This is a genomic window from Microbacterium flavum, assembly GCF_018717645.1.
GTDB classification, from domain to species: Bacteria; Actinomycetota; Actinomycetes; order Actinomycetales; family Microbacteriaceae; genus Microbacterium; species Microbacterium flavum.
Genome location: NZ_JAFLHG010000007.1, coordinates 87,372 through 102,962, shown reverse-complemented (window position 1 = coordinate 102,962; position 15,591 = coordinate 87,372). Strand labels below are relative to the sequence as shown.

General features: G+C 69.6%; 14 protein-coding genes. 8 read left to right on the top strand and 6 right to left on the bottom strand.

Features of this window, described 5'->3' with window-relative positions; genetic code table 11:
- Positions 1-29: 29 nt before the first annotated feature.
- From J0P97_RS09040 to J0P97_RS09015, 6 genes are all read left to right on the top strand, one after another.
- Positions 30-2,483, top strand: a complete 2,454-nt coding sequence (locus J0P97_RS09040) for a LasA N-terminal domain-containing protein (protein WP_215487457.1) — start codon at positions 30-32, stop codon at positions 2,481-2,483.
- Positions 2,484-2,593: 110 nt separating this feature from the next.
- Positions 2,594-3,487 carry a glycosyltransferase family 2 protein gene (locus J0P97_RS09035; protein ID WP_215487456.1) on the top strand — a complete coding sequence of 298 codons (894 nt, stop codon included), beginning with the start codon at positions 2,594-2,596 and terminating at the stop codon, positions 3,485-3,487.
- A 32-nt stretch (positions 3,488-3,519) separates the two neighbouring features.
- On the top strand, positions 3,520-4,434 hold the full coding sequence (locus J0P97_RS09030) for a glycosyltransferase (RefSeq protein ID WP_308163529.1): 915 nt from the start codon (positions 3,520-3,522) through the stop codon (positions 4,432-4,434).
- Between the two features lie 82 nt (positions 4,435-4,516).
- On the top strand, positions 4,517-5,380 hold the full coding sequence (locus J0P97_RS09025) for an ABC transporter permease (RefSeq protein WP_215487454.1): 864 nt from the start codon (positions 4,517-4,519) through the stop codon (positions 5,378-5,380).
- Between the two features lie 7 nt (positions 5,381-5,387).
- Entirely contained in the window at positions 5,388-6,104 is a 717-nt protein-coding gene (locus J0P97_RS09020; RefSeq protein WP_215487453.1) for an ABC transporter ATP-binding protein, read from the top strand.
- A 116-nt stretch (positions 6,105-6,220) separates the two neighbouring features.
- Complete coding sequence (locus J0P97_RS09015) at positions 6,221-7,579, top strand: glycosyltransferase family protein (RefSeq protein ID WP_215487452.1); 1,359 nt, start codon at positions 6,221-6,223, stop codon at positions 7,577-7,579.
- A 38-nt stretch (positions 7,580-7,617) separates the two neighbouring features.
- Here the strand turns inward: J0P97_RS09015 and J0P97_RS09010 are convergent, their stop codons facing one another.
- From J0P97_RS09010 to J0P97_RS08985, 6 genes are all read right to left on the bottom strand, one after another.
- The gene (locus J0P97_RS09010; protein ID WP_215487451.1) at positions 7,618-8,739 is read right to left on the bottom strand and encodes a glycosyltransferase; all 1,122 of its coding nucleotides are present in this window, start codon (positions 8,737-8,739) and stop codon (positions 7,618-7,620) included.
- Between the two features lie 4 nt (positions 8,740-8,743).
- Positions 8,744-10,228, bottom strand: a complete 1,485-nt coding sequence (locus tag J0P97_RS09005; RefSeq protein WP_215487450.1) for an LCP family protein — start codon at positions 10,226-10,228, stop codon at positions 8,744-8,746.
- Positions 10,225-10,692 (bottom strand): 5-(carboxyamino)imidazole ribonucleotide mutase, encoded by a 468-nt coding sequence (purE, locus tag J0P97_RS09000; RefSeq protein WP_215487551.1) that lies wholly within the window; start codon positions 10,690-10,692, stop codon positions 10,225-10,227. Before purE ends, J0P97_RS09005 begins: the two co-directional genes overlap by 4 nt.
- A gap of 136 nt (positions 10,693-10,828) precedes the next feature.
- Positions 10,829-11,944 carry a 5-(carboxyamino)imidazole ribonucleotide synthase gene (locus J0P97_RS08995; protein ID WP_215487449.1) on the bottom strand — a complete coding sequence of 372 codons (1,116 nt, stop codon included), beginning with the start codon at positions 11,942-11,944 and terminating at the stop codon, positions 10,829-10,831.
- Between the two features lie 55 nt (positions 11,945-11,999).
- The gene (locus J0P97_RS08990; RefSeq protein ID WP_215487448.1) at positions 12,000-12,572 is read right to left on the bottom strand and encodes a PH domain-containing protein; all 573 of its coding nucleotides are present in this window, start codon (positions 12,570-12,572) and stop codon (positions 12,000-12,002) included.
- Positions 12,573-12,741: 169 nt separating this feature from the next.
- Complete coding sequence (locus J0P97_RS08985; protein WP_215487447.1) at positions 12,742-13,530, bottom strand: biotin--[acetyl-CoA-carboxylase] ligase; 789 nt, start codon at positions 13,528-13,530, stop codon at positions 12,742-12,744.
- Between the two features lie 185 nt (positions 13,531-13,715).
- On the opposite strand from J0P97_RS08985, the gene J0P97_RS08980 reads away from it, so the two are divergent.
- Together J0P97_RS08980 and J0P97_RS08975 are read left to right on the top strand one after the other, a co-directional pair.
- The gene (locus J0P97_RS08980) at positions 13,716-15,305 is read left to right on the top strand and encodes an acyl-CoA carboxylase subunit beta (protein ID WP_215487446.1); all 1,590 of its coding nucleotides are present in this window, start codon (positions 13,716-13,718) and stop codon (positions 15,303-15,305) included.
- A complete protein-coding gene (locus J0P97_RS08975) occupies positions 15,302-15,541 on the top strand; it encodes an acyl-CoA carboxylase subunit epsilon (protein ID WP_215487445.1) in 240 nt (79 codons plus the stop codon). Before J0P97_RS08980 ends, J0P97_RS08975 begins: the two co-directional genes overlap by 4 nt.
- The last annotated feature ends 50 nt before the right edge of the window (positions 15,542-15,591 follow it).

The following is a 15,591-nucleotide window of genomic DNA, read 5'->3' as shown; positions in this document are numbered from 1 at the left end:
ACGGGCGCCTCATAAGTCACAATAGGAACGTGACTACGATTGCGCACCATTCTCTTCGCCTGTGGGCCGCCGCCGTCGTCGTCGCATCGGCCCTCGTCCTGGCCCTGGGGATCGCGCCCGCGCACGCGGCCCCTGCGGTGGAGAGCACGACCGTCGACACCGGGATCCAGATCGACGCCGGGATCCAGAAGGCGGCCGACCTCGGATCGTTCCGTCCGGGCAACATCATCAGCGACGCCGTGTTCTTCAACTCGATGTCCATGAGCGAGGCGCAGATCCAGGCGTTCCTCGAGTCGAAGGTGTCCGAGTGCCGACGGGGCTACACCTGCCTGAAGGACAAGTACGACACGACGCGCTCCATCCCCCAGGATGCGATGTGCGGGGCGTACGCGGGCGGAGGATCCGAGCGCGCGTCGCGGATCATCTTCAAAGTCGCTCAAGCCTGCGGCATCAACCCTCAGGTGCTCCTGGTGACGCTGCAGAAGGAGCAGGGTCTCGTCACCGACACCTGGCCGACGGCCGGTCAGTACCGGGCATCGATGGGTCAAGGGTGTCCGGACACCGCCGCCTGCGACTCGACCTACTACGGGTTCTTCAACCAGATGCAGGGCGCAGCTTGGCAGTTCAAGCGCTACGCCAATCCTCCGGGGACGAGCAGGTTCTTCACCTGGTACGCCCCGGGCAAGACCTGGAACGTGCGATTCCACCCGAACGAGGCCTGCGGGACATCACCCGTGTACATCGAGAACCAGGCGACTGCGAACCTCTACTACTACACGCCGTACCAGCCGAACGGCGCCGCCATCCGCGCGGGCTACGGTCTCGGCGATGGGTGCTCGTCCTACGGCAACCGCAACTTCTACAACTACTTCGTCGACTGGTTCGGAAGCACCCAGAGCTCCTACGGTCCGATCGTCACAGGCCCGGCCCGGGACCGGGTCTACCTCGTCAACGGCGGAGTGAAGTACCCCGTCGCGACCTCGACGGATCTCACCGCGCTGGGCGCCGGACTGGGCGGGCTGCAGGTCGTCCCCTCCGCCTACCTCGACTCCCTGCCCACGGGACGGACCATGAGCCGGTATGTGCACGACGCGCGGAGCGGCACTCTCTATCTTCTCGAGCTCGACGGCACGAAGCACCGGTTCACCTCCGGTGATCAGATCGCGATGTTCGGCTACGCGTTCTCCTCGTACGTCAACCTCGAACCCGGTCTCGTCGACGCCTTCGCGACCGGAGAGGAGGTCGGCACCTTCTCCCGGTCCAGCGGAGGCAAGGGCGAGGTCTACTACCTCGAGAACGGCCTCCTCCGCTACGTCTACGACACCCCGGCCTATGCCTTCGCTGCGCGGGACAAGAGCAGCTACATCGCGACCATGGATGCCGGGGCCTTCAAGCGGATCCCCCGCGGTCCGACGTTCTTCGCGCCGAACACCCTCGTCCGCGCGACGACGTCGGGCGACGTGTACATGACCACCCCCACGTCGACGGTCATCCATATCCCGAGCTTCGCCCTGGCGGCGGAATACGGCGCCACGTCGTACAAGGTGGTGCCGGATGCCACGATGGCCAAGAGCGTCGCGAAGAACGGGATGCTCACTCCCGTCGTGATGTGCGGCGATGATCAGTACATCGCGGCGGGCGGTGCGCTGCGCCCGCTGAGCGGTTCGACCGGCCTCGCGACGATCCGGCTCTCCCCCGCGGAGTGCGCCGCATTCCCGAGGGGCGGGGCGGTGTCGACACCCGTGTTCGTTCAGCCTGCCGGGGCCCCCGAGATCTACGTGATCTCGGCCGGCAAGCTGCAGCACGTGCGCACGCCCGGACAGCTCTCCGCACTCAACGGGGGGCGACCCCTCGTCATCCTCCCGTGGCAGAAGGCGACCGTGGACGCCGTGGGGCTCACGGCCCCTGCGCTGGAGAGCGGGGCGTTCGTCCAGTTCGACGGTCAGCCCGAGGTCTACTGGAACTCGGCGGACAGCCTTCGCCACGTGGTTGATTTCGGAAGCCTCGTCGCCCTCGGCGGGGGTCGTGTGCCCACGATCTCGCGCCTGCCTGCGTCCTTCGCCAAGGCCTACACCTATGGCGACGAGATCGGCGACGTCCCCCTGCTGGCTGAGAACTCGTTCGCGCAGATCACGGGCGGCGACGAGGTGTATCGCTTCGTGGAGGGCGAACTCCATCACATCACCGACTACGCGACGCTCACCTACCTGGGGGGCGGCCGCGTCCCCTCGATCGCCATCGTCCCGCGCGCGGCCGCCCCGGCATTCCCCACCGGAACGCCGATCGCCGCTCGGACCCCGCAGCCCGACGGCGCGTTCGTCCAGTTCGCCGGCTACGCGCAGGTGTACCTCGTCAGCGGGGGGAAGCTCCGGCACGTCCAGCGGGTGGAGACGCTCATCGCCCTCGGCGGAGGGCGCATCCCGTCCATCCGGCAGCTGGCATCGGAGGAACGGCTCGCCTGGCTGCTGGGCGCCCCGGCCTGACGCCGGCGACGTCTGCAGGCATCGATCAGTCGCTCAGGGTCCGTCGGATACACTGAATCCTCGTGCCCGCCGACAGTCGGCGTCACCGCGCTACATCAGGGGTCTACCGAGTGTCGAATCATCGCGAGCGAGTCACCGTCGTCATCAGAACGAAGAATCGCGAGCAGCTCCTCTCGCGGGCCCTCGACGACGTCATCGCCCAGACCCTCCCCGACTGGCGTCTGGTCATCGTGAACGACGGCGGCCGACCCGGACCTGTCGACGCGCTCATCGCCCAGCGTGAGAGCTCCTTCGACGGTCGCGTCGAGGTCATCCACGTCGATGGCGGAACCGGATCGATGGAGGCCGCGGCCAACCTCGGAGCCCAGCGGGCGAACGGCGAGTTCGTCATCATCCACGACGACGACGACACCTGGGATCCCACCTTCCTCGAGGTGATGGTCGATGCCCTGGATGCCGACCCGGATGCCGTCGCGGCGGCCGCACGCACCGAGATCGTGTTCGAGCGGGTGAGTCCGGACCGCGTCGTCGAGCTGGGCCGCGCGCCCTTCGTTCCGCCGGGCGAGATCGTCACGATCTACGATCTGCTCCAGACCAACCGCGTGGTGCCGATCAGCCTCCTGGTCCGCCGCCGCATCTACGACGAGATCGGCTGGTACGACCCTGCACTGAAGGTCGTCGGCGACTGGGAGTTCAATCTGCGGCTGATCCGTCACGGCCGCATCCTCTTCGTCGGAGAGACGCCCCTCGCGTTCTGGCATCAGCGACCGCACGCCACCGGCGCGGCGTCGAACAGCGTCTTCGGCGAGAGCCTGGGACACATGCAGTTCGATCGCATGGTCCGTGACGAGGCGCTGCGCGAATACATCGATCGCAACGGCATCGGCGGGCTGCTGTACCTCTCGAAGTACATCGAGGAGACGGTGCGCCACTATTCTCTCCAGCAGACGATCCGCCGCGCCCTGCACCGTCCGCTCTCGAAGCTGCGACTGCGGCGCCGATGAATCCGCACCCGTCCTCCGAGAAAGGCCCCTCCGTGTCCCAGCGCGTTGCCGCAGTGGTCGTCACCTTCAACCGGCTCGAGAAGCTGAAGACGGTCCTGAGTTCGCTCGCCGCCCAGTCGACTCCGCCCGAGTGGGTCGTCATCGTCGACAACGCGTCCGACGACGGCACCGCGGAATACCTGGCAGGGCTCACGGAGCCCTCTCTCGACATCACGCGCCTCGAGGAGAACACCGGCGGCGCCGGCGGGTTCGCCACGGGGATGAAGCGCGCGTACGACCTCGGAGCCGACCTGTTCTGGCTGATGGACGACGACTGCTATCCCGAGCCGGAAGCGCTCGAAAAGCTCGTCGACGGGTACGACCAGGCGATGGAGGCCATGCCCGGAGGTGTCCCCTTCGCCTGCTCGCTCGTGCACTTCGACCACAACGAGCTCGCCGAGATGAACATCGCCGCTCCCGACTGGAAGTGGGCGCGACTGTGGGTGCAGGGTCAGCGGGCATTCCTCGTGCAGACCTGCTCGTTCGTCTCCGCGCTGTATTCGCGCGAGACCGTCGAGCGCATCGGCCTCCCCCTACGCGAGTACTTCATCTGGTTCGATGACGCCGCCTACGCACGGATGGCGAGCGTGGGCATCGGACCGGGCGTCTGCATCCTCGACAGCAAGGTCATCCACGACACCCCGACCAACGTCGCAGGCGACTTCTCCCGGGTCGACGATCAGAACATCTGGAAGTTCGCCTACGGGGCGCGCAACGAGGCGTCGTACCACCTGCACCACGAATCGCTCCTCTCGTACCTGCGCTTCGTCGCACGGGTGGAGATCCTCATGCACCGCGGGCGCGTCGCGTGGCACCTGCGCCGCCGCATCACCGGTCGCCTCCTGGCGGCGATCAGATTCAACCCGAAAGCCGAGCAGGTCTCCCCCGCGCTCGCGCGCACCCACTGACCGACGATCCGCCCCGCCGAGCCGTCGTTGCCCCCCACATTCCTGCCCGAAATCGGGAACCACCTGCACTCCGGAGGTATCCATGCGACGCGACGCGAGTGACGCCGTGCTCGAGGAGCCAGGCCGCAGCAGGGGCCTGAAGGACGTCCTCCTTCGCCGCCACCTGCTGAACCTCATCGTGCGCAAGGAGATCCAGATCCGCTACCGCGGGTCGATCTTCGGATGGCTCTGGTCGTATGTGAAGCCGCTCGTCCAGTTCCTCGTGTTCTACGTCGCCCTGGGCGTCTTCCTCGCGCTGAACAAGAGCATCGACTTCTACGCGATCTACATCCTGGCCGGCATCACCATCGTCACCTTCTTCAACGAGGCCTTCTCCAACGGGACCCGGTCGCTGGTGGACAACGCCGCGCTCATCAAGAAGATCTACCTCCCGCGCGAGATGTTCCCCGTCTCCAGCATGCTCGTCGCGCTCATCAACACCGTTCCGCAGATCGTCGTCGTCATCGCCATCGCGTTGATCTTCGGATGGGCTCCGACCGTGGTGCAGATCGCCGCTCTCCTGCTCGGACTGCTGATCGTCGCGCTTCTGGCGACCGGACTCGGGATGCTCTTCGGGGCGATCAACGTGACCTTCCGAGACGCGCAGAGCTTCGTCGAGATCATCGTGATGTGCGCCGTCTGGGCTTCGCCGGTCATGTATCACTGGCAGATGGTCGCCTCGCAGGTGCCCGACTGGCTGTTCACGATCTACCGACTCAACCCGCTCACGCCCGCCGTCGAGCTCTTCCACTACGGAATCTGGTTCCCCCTGAACCCGAAGGGGGCGGAACCCCTGCCGGGAATGTGGGGCTTCGCCGGGTGGGCGCTTCTGATCTCCGTGCTGATCCTGGCTCTGGGCCAGGCCGTGTTCCGTCGTCTGGAGGGTCGCTTTGCCCAGGATCTCTGACAGCGGGATGCCCCGCATCATCGTCGACGACGTCCACAAGGACTTCAAGCTGCGACACACGCACTCGATCAAAGAGACCTTCGTCGCCGCCCTCAAGCGCAAGCCGCTCACGACGGACTTCCACGCGCTGAGCGGCGTCGGCTTCGAGATCGGCGAGGGCGAATCCGTCGCCCTCCTCGGATTCAACGGGTCCGGCAAGTCGACGATGCTCAAGCTCATCTCGGGCGTGCTCACGCCGGACGAGGGGAAGGTGCTCACGCGCGGCAGGGTCGCGGGTCTCATCGAGGTCGGCGCCGGTTTCCATCCCGACCTGTCGGGCCGCGAGAACATCTACCTGAACGCGGCGATCCTCGGAATGACGAAGAAAGAGACCGACGAACGCTTCGACGAGATCGTCGAGTTCAGCGAGATCTCGCAGTTCATCGACACCGAGGTGAAGCACTACTCCTCGGGGATGTTCCTGCGGCTCGCGTTCTCCGTCGCGATCCACACCGAGGTCGACATCCTGCTCATCGACGAGATCCTCTCGGTCGGCGACGAACCGTTCCAGAAGAAGTGCCTGGCGCGCATCCGCGAGCTCCACAGCCAGGGCAAGACGCTGGTCGTCGTCAGCCACGACCTCGACATGGTGTCGTCGCTGTGCGAGCGCGGCATCCTCCTGCGCGGCGGGGCCATCGCGTTCGACGGCCCGAGCAAGGAAGCCGTCGCCCTGATGCGCGCCTGAGTCGGCGTCCCTGGGGCCCGCTGTGCGCCGGGTCGCCTCCGCGGAGATAGTCTCGTGGGATGGCTAAGTGGAACCCGATGACGAGAGCCAGGAACTTGGTCACGCGACTTCGCGTGATGAGCGAAGGAATCATCGCCCTGCGCGAAGGGGCCGATGACGCGCGCGCGGAGATCGCGCAGATGCGGGCGGCGAGCGACCGTCGCCTGGAGGAGCTGGAAGCGCGGGTGTCCGCCTTCCCCGCGTATGTCGCACACGTGCGCGCATCCGCCGACCGGGCTGCCCGCCGCGGGACGCTGCGGCGTCAGGCGCTGCGCATCGTGTTCCTCGCCCACAATAAGGACGCCTGGGACTCCATCGGCGAGGTCGTGGAGATCATGCGCGCGAGCGAGGACTTCGACCCCGTCGTCGTGAGCGTTCCCCACCATTACGGGGGCGAGGCGCCGCCGCGCGGGGAAGGGCGCATGCACCGGTTCCTGACGGAACGCGGCATCCCGCACCTGCGGCTGCGCAAGGACGAGCACATGTGGGCCGAGGAGCTGCTGCGCGCCCTCGATCCCGACGTCGTCTTCCGGCAGTCGCAATGGGATGCCGATGTGAACCCGGCGTTCTCCGCGGACAGCCTCGGGTGGACCCGCCTGGCCCTGATCCCCTACGAGACGGTCAATCCGACCCGGAATGTCCCCTGGGACGACCCGCCGGTCGACAGCGCCCTCGACCAGCACTGGCACCGCGCCGCGTGGTTGGTGTTCTGCGCGAACGACGATGTCCTGGAGATCGCGCGCCATCGCACTCTCACCGGCGGCCGGCAGTTCCGCGCCGTCGGGCACCCCAAAGCCGATGCGCTCCGCCGGGCGGCGCCGTTCTGGCCCTTCGCCGACGACGCGGCGGGGCCGACGAAGGTGGTCTGGTCGGCACACCACTCGATCCTCGACGGATGGAACGATTTCGGCATGTTCCCCCGGGTGAAGGACGACATGCTCCGATGGGCGGAGGAAGAGCCGGACACGCAGTTCGTCTTCACGCATCACCCCTACCTGCGAGGCACGATCCGCAGACCCGAGAGCGGCCTCAGCGCGACCGACTTCCGCGATTGGCTCGATGCCTGGAACGCGCTCCCGAACACCGCGTACTGGCGCGGTGCGTACGCCCCCGTCCTGGCCTCCACCGACGTCGTCATCACCGATGGGCCGAGCATGATCACGGAAGCGCAGGTACTGGGGAAGCCGACGGTCTTCCTGGAACGGGCGGAGCACATCGAGTTCAACGATGTCGGCAAGCGCCTCGTGCGCGGCGTCCATCGCGTCGCCGACGTCGCCGGCGCCCGGAGCGCCGCCTCCGAGATCTTCGTGGACGGCGATCGCCTCGCCGTCATCCAGCGTGAGAACGCCGACCATCTGTTCGGCGCCCCCGGCGCAGCGCAGCGTATCGTCGACACCATCCTGGCCGAGGCCCGTGCCGAGGTGGCGCGGGGCTGAGGCAGCCCCTGGCGGGGTCTGTCAGCGCAGACGGGTCCCTACAGGTCGGCGTGCAGCTGCCAGACCCGCTCAGCGGCTCCCGCCCAGGAGAACGCGCGTCCGCGGTCGGCGGCGACCACACCGTAGCGCTCGACCGCCGCAGCGGATGCCAGGACTTGCGCCAGCGCCTCACCGAGAGCGCCCTCGTCCGAGGCCGCGGCCAGAACACCGCCGTCCCACACCACCTCGCGGTGGGTCGGCGTGTCCGTCGCAACGATCGGCACTCCTGCGGAGAGCGCCTCGACGACGCGCCACGGGAACGCCGACAGATCCGACGGCGCCAGCAGCGCGATCGCTCCCCCGAGGACGGCCGCGCGGTCGGCATCCTCGAGCGGTCCGCGCACCTGCACCCGACCCTCCCCGAGACCGGACGCCGCAGCGAGCTCGGCGACGGCAGGCTCGTCCCCCTCCGGGACGTCGATCACGACGACCGCGGCGTCCAGCGCCGCGCCGATCACCGCGCGGAACGCCTCCGCCAGCCCGGACGACGCCGCGGAGGACCCCGCGACGAGCACGTACCCCTCGGGCAGGTCGAGAGCGCGTCGGCGTCCGATCTCGTCGACCGGCACGGCGAATCCCCGCGGAGCCGCTCCGGCGATCACGCGGATCCTGTCACCGAAGGGTCCGAGGTCGGTCAGCCGCTCCGCCATCGCGTGCGTGGGCACCACGACGGCATCCGCGTGCTTGGCGGCACGCTTGAGCATCGCACGGTGCCAGGCGACCGCCGGCTTGGGCATCTCCGCAGCGCGCTCCCAGGCGTCCAGGTCCCACAGGGTCGCGACGATCTGGTCGTGCGCGTGCACCCGGTCGTGCCGGACGAGCGGCGCCATCAGCGTGGGCGAGTGGATCATGCCGCCACCCACGCCGGGCGCGACGCCGAGCTGCCACGAGGCCGCGAGCTCACGACGCGGCAGGGCCATCCGCGAGAGGGCGACGAGGCCGGGCACGGCCCCCTCGACGGTGCCCGCGACGTCGGCCGCGGCCGGGACGATGCCCTCGACGGCGCAGCCCTCCGGCGCGCCCGCGACGAGGGCTCGCGACAGCTCCCGTGAGGCCATCGCGAGGTCGGGGCTCGTCGCGGCGACGACTTGGTCCAGCACGACTCTCAGCACCGCGGTCATGGCCTCAGCCTTCCGAAGTCGGTGACGGCGACGGCGGGTAGAGCGCCTGCTGCACGAGGGCGCGCACGCCGGCGTACTCCTCGTCGGTCGGCTCGTCGGTGTCGATCCCCGCCCCTTCGGGGGTGAGTTCGAGCGTCTGCACCGGAAGCTCCTTGGCCTTCGCGGCGAGCGGAACGAGGAACGACAGCAGCCCGTTCGGGATGTCCGTCTGCACGAGATCCTCACCGGCGGCGGCGACCTGCTGGAAGCGCAGGAGCACGTTCGCGGGGTTCGCCTGGGCGAGGATCGCCTGCTGGAGCTCACGCTGGCGCCGCATCCGGTCCCAGTCGCTGGTGGTGTACCGCGAACGCGCGTACCACTGCGCGGTGTCGCCGTTCATGTGCTGGGGCCCCGCCTCGATCCATCCGATCGCCCAGTCGTCTGCGGGCTCGCCCTCGTAGGACGGGCCGCCGCCCTCGGGCAGGCGCTCCTGCACCGTGATGTCGACGCCGCCGAGCGCGTCGACGATGTCGGCGAAGCCCTTCATGTCGACGAAGACGTAGTAGGGGATCTCGATGCCGAGGATGCCTTCGGCGGCCGACTTGGTGGCTTCGATCGCGGGCGTGGAGGAGTGCGCCGCAGCATCCGGGTACAGGCTCGCGCCGTCGTCGTCGCTGCAGATCTCGACGGCGTTCATGAGCTGGTTGATCCCCGGGCCCCAGCCGCACGACTCCGAGTAGTGACCCTCGAAGCCGTCGGGGTACGCGTCGTGCATCGGCCCCTCGGAGAAGGGCGCGTAGGCGAGGTCGCGCGGGATGCCGGTGATGTGGACGCCGCCGGTCTCGGCGTTCACCGACACGACCGAGATGCTGTCGAAGCGCATCGAGTCGCGCCCGAGCCCGGAATCCGCGCCCAGCAGAAGGAAGTTGTAGTACCCGTTCGACGGCGGGACGGGCGGATCGTTGTTGGTGAAGATGGACGCCAGCGCCTCGCGCGCCGGCGCGAGCAGCTGCTGCGCGGCATACGTCACGCTCCCGCCGCCGATCACGAGGCCGGCGATCGCGACCACCGCCACCACCGGGCGCGCCTTCGGCCGGAGCTTCACGAGCCGCACGATGCGCAGGGTGTCGATCGTGAGGACCACCCAGAGCACCGCGTAGGCGAGCAGCACGATCTGGACGAGGAGCAGGAAGAACCCGTTCGTCATCAGCGAGGTGAGCAGCGACGGCGAGACGAGGGTGATGCCGATCCCGACGATGACGAGAAGCCACATCACGAGCGTCGCCGTGAGCCCGATGCGGGCGAGCCGGCGGCTGCCCGCAAGGGACTGCGCCGACCCCGGGAGGAGGAAGTTCAGGGCGACGAGCCACCAGGCGCGGCGCGTCATGACCTGCGGGGAGCGCGTGTCGGGGCGACGGATCGGCTGCTCGCCGAGGATGACGCCCGCGTCCTCGGACGCCGGTCGGCGGGGGGCGCCGGGCTGCGGGCGCGGCGGCGCGGAAACGCTCACAGGGACTCCTTCAGGAGGCGGTTCTTCTCGTCCACCTGCGCGCGGAGGTCCCGCGCGTACTGCTCGACCCGGTCCGCGAGGTCGCCGTCGGCCGAGCCCAGGATGCGTGCGGCCAGCAGCCCCGCGTTCTTGGCACCGTTGATCGACACCGTCGCGACCGGGATGCCGGCGGGCATCTGCACGATGCTCAGCAGCGAATCCATGCCGTCGAGGGTCGCCAGCTGCACGGGGACGCCGATGACGGGGAGGGCGGTGACGGATGCCAGCATGCCGGGCAGGTGCGCCGCACCCCCGGCGCCGGCGATGATCACGCGGAGGCCGCGGGAACGGGCCTCACGCCCGTACGAGAGGAGCTTGTCGGGGGTGCGGTGGGCGGAGACGACCTCGACCTCGTGCCCGATGCCGAAGTCGGTGAGCGCCTGCGAGGCATCGCTCATCACACGCCAGTCGGAGTCCGAGCCCATGACGACGCCCACGAGCGGAGACGGGGAGGAATGCAGGGGCGAGGTCATCCGTCAAGGGTAGGGCGGCACCCTGACAATCCCCCGGAACGGCGCGCGTCGGCCCCCGGTTCGGCGGGACGCAGGCCGCGCCCGCGGCTCAGTCGGCGAAGAACGCCGCGGCGGCGCGGGCCTCGTACACCACGGCGTCCAGATCCTCGCCGGTCGCGTTCACGTGGCCGACCTTGCGGCCCGGTCGCGGCGCCTTGCCGTACGTGTGGACCTTGGCCTCCGGGTGTGCGGCGAGCGCCGCCGGGAATCGGCTCTCGAGGGTGCCCTCGACCGGCCCGCCGAGGATGTTGACCATGACCGCCCACGGCTGGCGCGGTGAGGGGTCGCCGAGGGGCAGATCGAGGACGGCGCGCACGTGCTGCTCGAACTGTCCGGTGACGGCGCCGTCCTGACCCCAGTGCCCACTGTTGTGCGGGCGCATCGCGAGCTCGTTGACGAGGAGGCGCTCGTCGGTCGTCTCGAAGAGCTCGACCGCGAGCATCCCCGTGACGCCGAGCCCCTCGGCGATGATCGTGCCGATCTGCGCCGCGACCTCGGCGAGTCGCAGCGCACCGTGGGGTGCGGGCGCGATGACCTCGGCGCAGACGCCGCCCCGCTGCACCGTCTCGACGACGGGATACGCGACGAGGTCGCCGGACGGGCGCCGCGCGATCTGCTGGGCGAGCTCGCGCGAGAAGTCGACGAGCTCCTCGGCCAGGAGCGTCCCGTCCGCGAGCCAGTCGGCGACCTCGTCGGGGTCGGAGACGACGCGGACGCCCTTGCCGTCGTACCCGCCGCGCGGGGTCTTCACGACGACGCGGCCGCCGTTGGCGTCGAGGAAGGCCTGCAGCCCCGCGGCATCCGCGACGGCCGCCCACTCGGGCTGCGGGATGCCGAGCTCGGCCAGGCGCGCGCGCATGAGCAGCTTGTCCTGCGCGAACTGGAGGGCATCGGGCCCCGGGTGCACGGCGACCCCGGCGGCCACGAGCGCACGGAGCACGTCCTGCGGGACGTGCTCGTGGTCGAAGGTGAGGACGTCGACCCCCTCTGCGAAGCTCTGCACGGTGGCGAGGTCGCGGTAGTCCCCGGTGGCGGTCGCCGCGAGCGCCGCCGACATCCCGGCCTCCTCCGCGAGCACGCGCACGTCGATGCCGAGCTCCACCGCCGGCGCGATCATCATGCGCGCGAGCTGGCCGCCTCCGACGATCCCGAGTGTCAACGCCATGGCATCCCCTTCCGTCGGCATCCATCTTCCCAGGTCGCCGGCCGGCATCGTGCCGTCAACGTCCGGGCGGCAGCGGGGGCGGCCCGGGGATCACGGGCATCGCGTGAGAGTCGCGGTGCGCGAGGATCTGGCTCACCTCGACCTGGTCGGCGAGGGCCTCGTTCACGAGGCGCACCGAGGGGATGTCGACCATGCGCAGCGGAGCGTCGACGCCGTTAGACAGGCTCAGCGTGCCCGCCCCCCACATCCGCTGGACCGGTCCGCGCCGTTCGCTGATCGTGTAGCCGCGCGCGTGACCGATCTCGGTGCGGGTACGCCGGAAGAGGCCCGACTGCGCGATGACGCGGCGCGTGGTCACGGTGTAGGTGCGTGAGAACCAGCGCACGAACGGGATGACGACCAGCACCAGCACCACGAGCCCGGCGGCGGACCACAGCATCCAGTCCTCGAACGGAGCCGGGAGGTTGCCCGTGAAGTATCCGACGGCGCCACACACGGCGATCAGCACGAGCGCCGACCACGTGAGGCGCCGCGCATGCGACCGCACGCGGGCGACCCGCAGTTCGCGCACCTCGGCGCCGGGCGCCGGCGTGATCGGACGCCCCGTGTACGCGGTGGGCTGGGTCACGCCTCCATTGTGACGGGCGGGCGTGCCGAAAGCAGGCTCATTCGACCGATTCGCGGTGTTTCGCGTCGCGTGCGCGCGATCCGCCCTTCTTTCGCGACGGCACGGCGCGGCGGCACGGGTCGGCGGCGAGGGTCGGCGTCGGCCGCGGCAGGAGCGGGGGCGTCGGGGATCAGCGCACGTGGAGGATGTCGCCGGCGCCGACCACGGTCTCCACGCCCTCCGCCTCGATCACGAGGCGGCCGGCCGGATCCAGCCGCACCGCGCGGCCCCGGAGCGTCGTGTCGTCGGGGAGGGACACCGCGACGTCGAGCCCGAGCGTGCTGCAGTGCGCGGCCACCCGCTCGGCAACCGCGGCGCCGCCGCCGACCGCGAGGTCGGCGATGCCGTCGCGCAGTCCGGTCAGGAAGTCGGCGAGCAGCCGATCCTCGTCCGCCGTGACGCTCTGGTCGGCGAACGAGGTCGCCGTCGGCACGGGAAGGTCGACGGGCTCCATGGTCGTGTTGATCCCGACGCCGACGACGACGGTCTGGGGATCGGAGGGGACCACTTCGACGAGGATGCCGCTGATCTTCCGCGCCCCCGTCCCGGCTCCCACGAGCACGTCGTTGGGCCATTTGAGGCTCACCTCGGCGTCCGGCAGCTGCGCGGCGACGGCGTCGCGGAGCGCGGCACCCGCGACCAGCGGGATCCAGCCGCGATCGGCGAGCGTGACGGCGCCGACCCGCAGGAGCACGGAGACGGCGAGCGCGGTCCCCGGCGGCGCCGTCCAGACCCGGTCGAGGCGCCCGCGTCCCGCCCGCTGATCACGGGTGACGACGAGGGACAGGTGCGGATGCGAGTCGGGATCCGCCGCGGCGTCCCGGACCAGCTTGGCGTTCGTCGAGTCGATCTCGTCCAGCACGTGTACGCGGGGGCTCACGGCCGCGGCGAGGGGGTAGCCGTCTGAGGAGATCGTCATACCGGTCACCCTACGCCGACCCCCGGGCGAGCGCGGGGCGGGGCGCAGCGGGGACCGGGGGTCGGGGACCGGTGGGGGCTGCCCCTCGACGAGCTCGGAGACCGGAGGAAGCGCACAGGGGATTCGCGGAGCCGTTGTGCCGGAGCGCCAAGCCCTCGGGCGAGTCGCTCGCTAGGGTGGGATGCGTGCCAGACCAGAGCAAGCTCTCCACGACCGCCGGCAAGATCGCCGACCTCCGCGCGCGCTACCAGGAAGCCGTCGTGGATGCCGAGGTCACCGCGCAGCAGAAGCAGCACGCCAAGGGCAAGATGACCGCCCGTGAGCGCATCGAGCTCCTCGTCGATCCCGGGTCGTTCGTCGAGCTCGACGAATACGTCCGTCACCGCACGACCGCGTTCGGGATGGACCGCTCGCGCCCCTACGGCGACTCCGTCGTCACCGGCGTCGGCACGATCCACGGCCGCACCGTCGCGGTCTACGCGCAGGACTTCACGACGTTCGGCGGCTCGCTCGGCGAAGCCGCCGGCGAGAAGATCATCAAGGTCATGGAGTTCGCGATGCGCGGCGGGATGCCGATCATCGGCATCCTCGACTCGGGCGGCGCCCGCATCCAGGAGGGCGTCGTCGCGCTCGGCAAGTACGGCGAGATCTTCCGCCTCAACACGGCGGCGTCGGGCGTCATCCCGCAGATCTCCCTCATCATGGGCCCCGCGGCCGGCGGCGCGGTCTACTCCCCCGCCCTCACCGACTTCGTCATCATGGTCGACAAGACCTCGCAGATGTTCGTCACCGGCCCCGACGTCATCAAGACCGTCACCGGCGAGGACGTCGGGATGGAGGAGCTCGGCGGCGCGTACACGCACAACACCCGCTCGGGCGTCGCGCACTACCTCGCCGAGGACGAGGACGATGCGATCGACTACGCGCGCACGCTCATCGGGTTCCTGCCCGACAACAACATGTCCGAGATCCCGGTGTACGAGAACGCGTTCGAGTGGGAGACGACGGATGCCGACCGCGTGCTCAACACCGTCATCCCCGACTCCCCGAACCAGCCCTACGACATCAAGCAGGTCATCTCGCACATCGTCGACGGCGGCGACTTCCTCGAGGTCCAGCCGCTGTTCGCCCCGAACATCTCCATCGGATTCGGCCGCATCGAGGGCCGCACGGTCGGCATCATCGCCAACCAGCCGTCGCAGATGGCGGGCACCCTGAACATCGAGGCGGGCGAGAAGGCCAGCCGCTTCGTCCGCTTCTGCGACGCCTTCTCGATCCCGATCCTGACCCTCGTGGACGTCCCCGGCTATCTGCCCGGCACCGATCAGGAGTGGACCGGCGTCATCCGCCGCGGAGCGAAGCTCCTCTACGCGTATGCCGAGGCGACGGTCCCGCTCGTGACCGTGATCCTGCGCAAGGCCTACGGCGGCGCCTACATCGTCATGGGCTCCAAGCAGCTCGGCGCCGACATCAACCTGGCCTGGCCCACGGCGGAGATCGCCGTCATGGGCGGTCAGGGCGCGGTGAACATCCTCTACCGCGGCGAGATCAAGAAGGCCGAGGAGGCGGGCGAGGACGTCGCCGCCGTCCGCACGAAGCTCGCCAACGAGTACACCTACAACGTGGCCTCCCCGTTCCTCGCCGCCGAGCGCGGCGAGCTCGACGGGATCATCGAGCCGGCGCAGACCCGCGTCTCGATCGCGAAGGCCCTGCGAGCCCTCCGCGGCAAGCGTGCCAGCCTGCCCGCCAAGAAGCACGGGAACATCCCGCTGTGAGCGCCGAGCCCGCCGGCGACGGCCCCACGGAGGCGGTGCGCGTCGACATCCGCCGCGGCGAACCGACGCCCGAGGAGCTCGCCGCCGTGGTCTCCGTCGTCTCCGAGGCCTACACCCGCGAAGCGGCGGATGCCGTGGCCGAGCCCGAGCCGCGTCCGTCGGCCTGGCAGGTGTCGGCGCGCGCGCTGCGCGAACCGCTCCGCCCTGAGATCGGATGGGGTCGCTTCGGCGGCTGAGGCTTGTCCCCCGAAATACCTACAGACAGGTGTTGCGGGCTGAGTGAGAC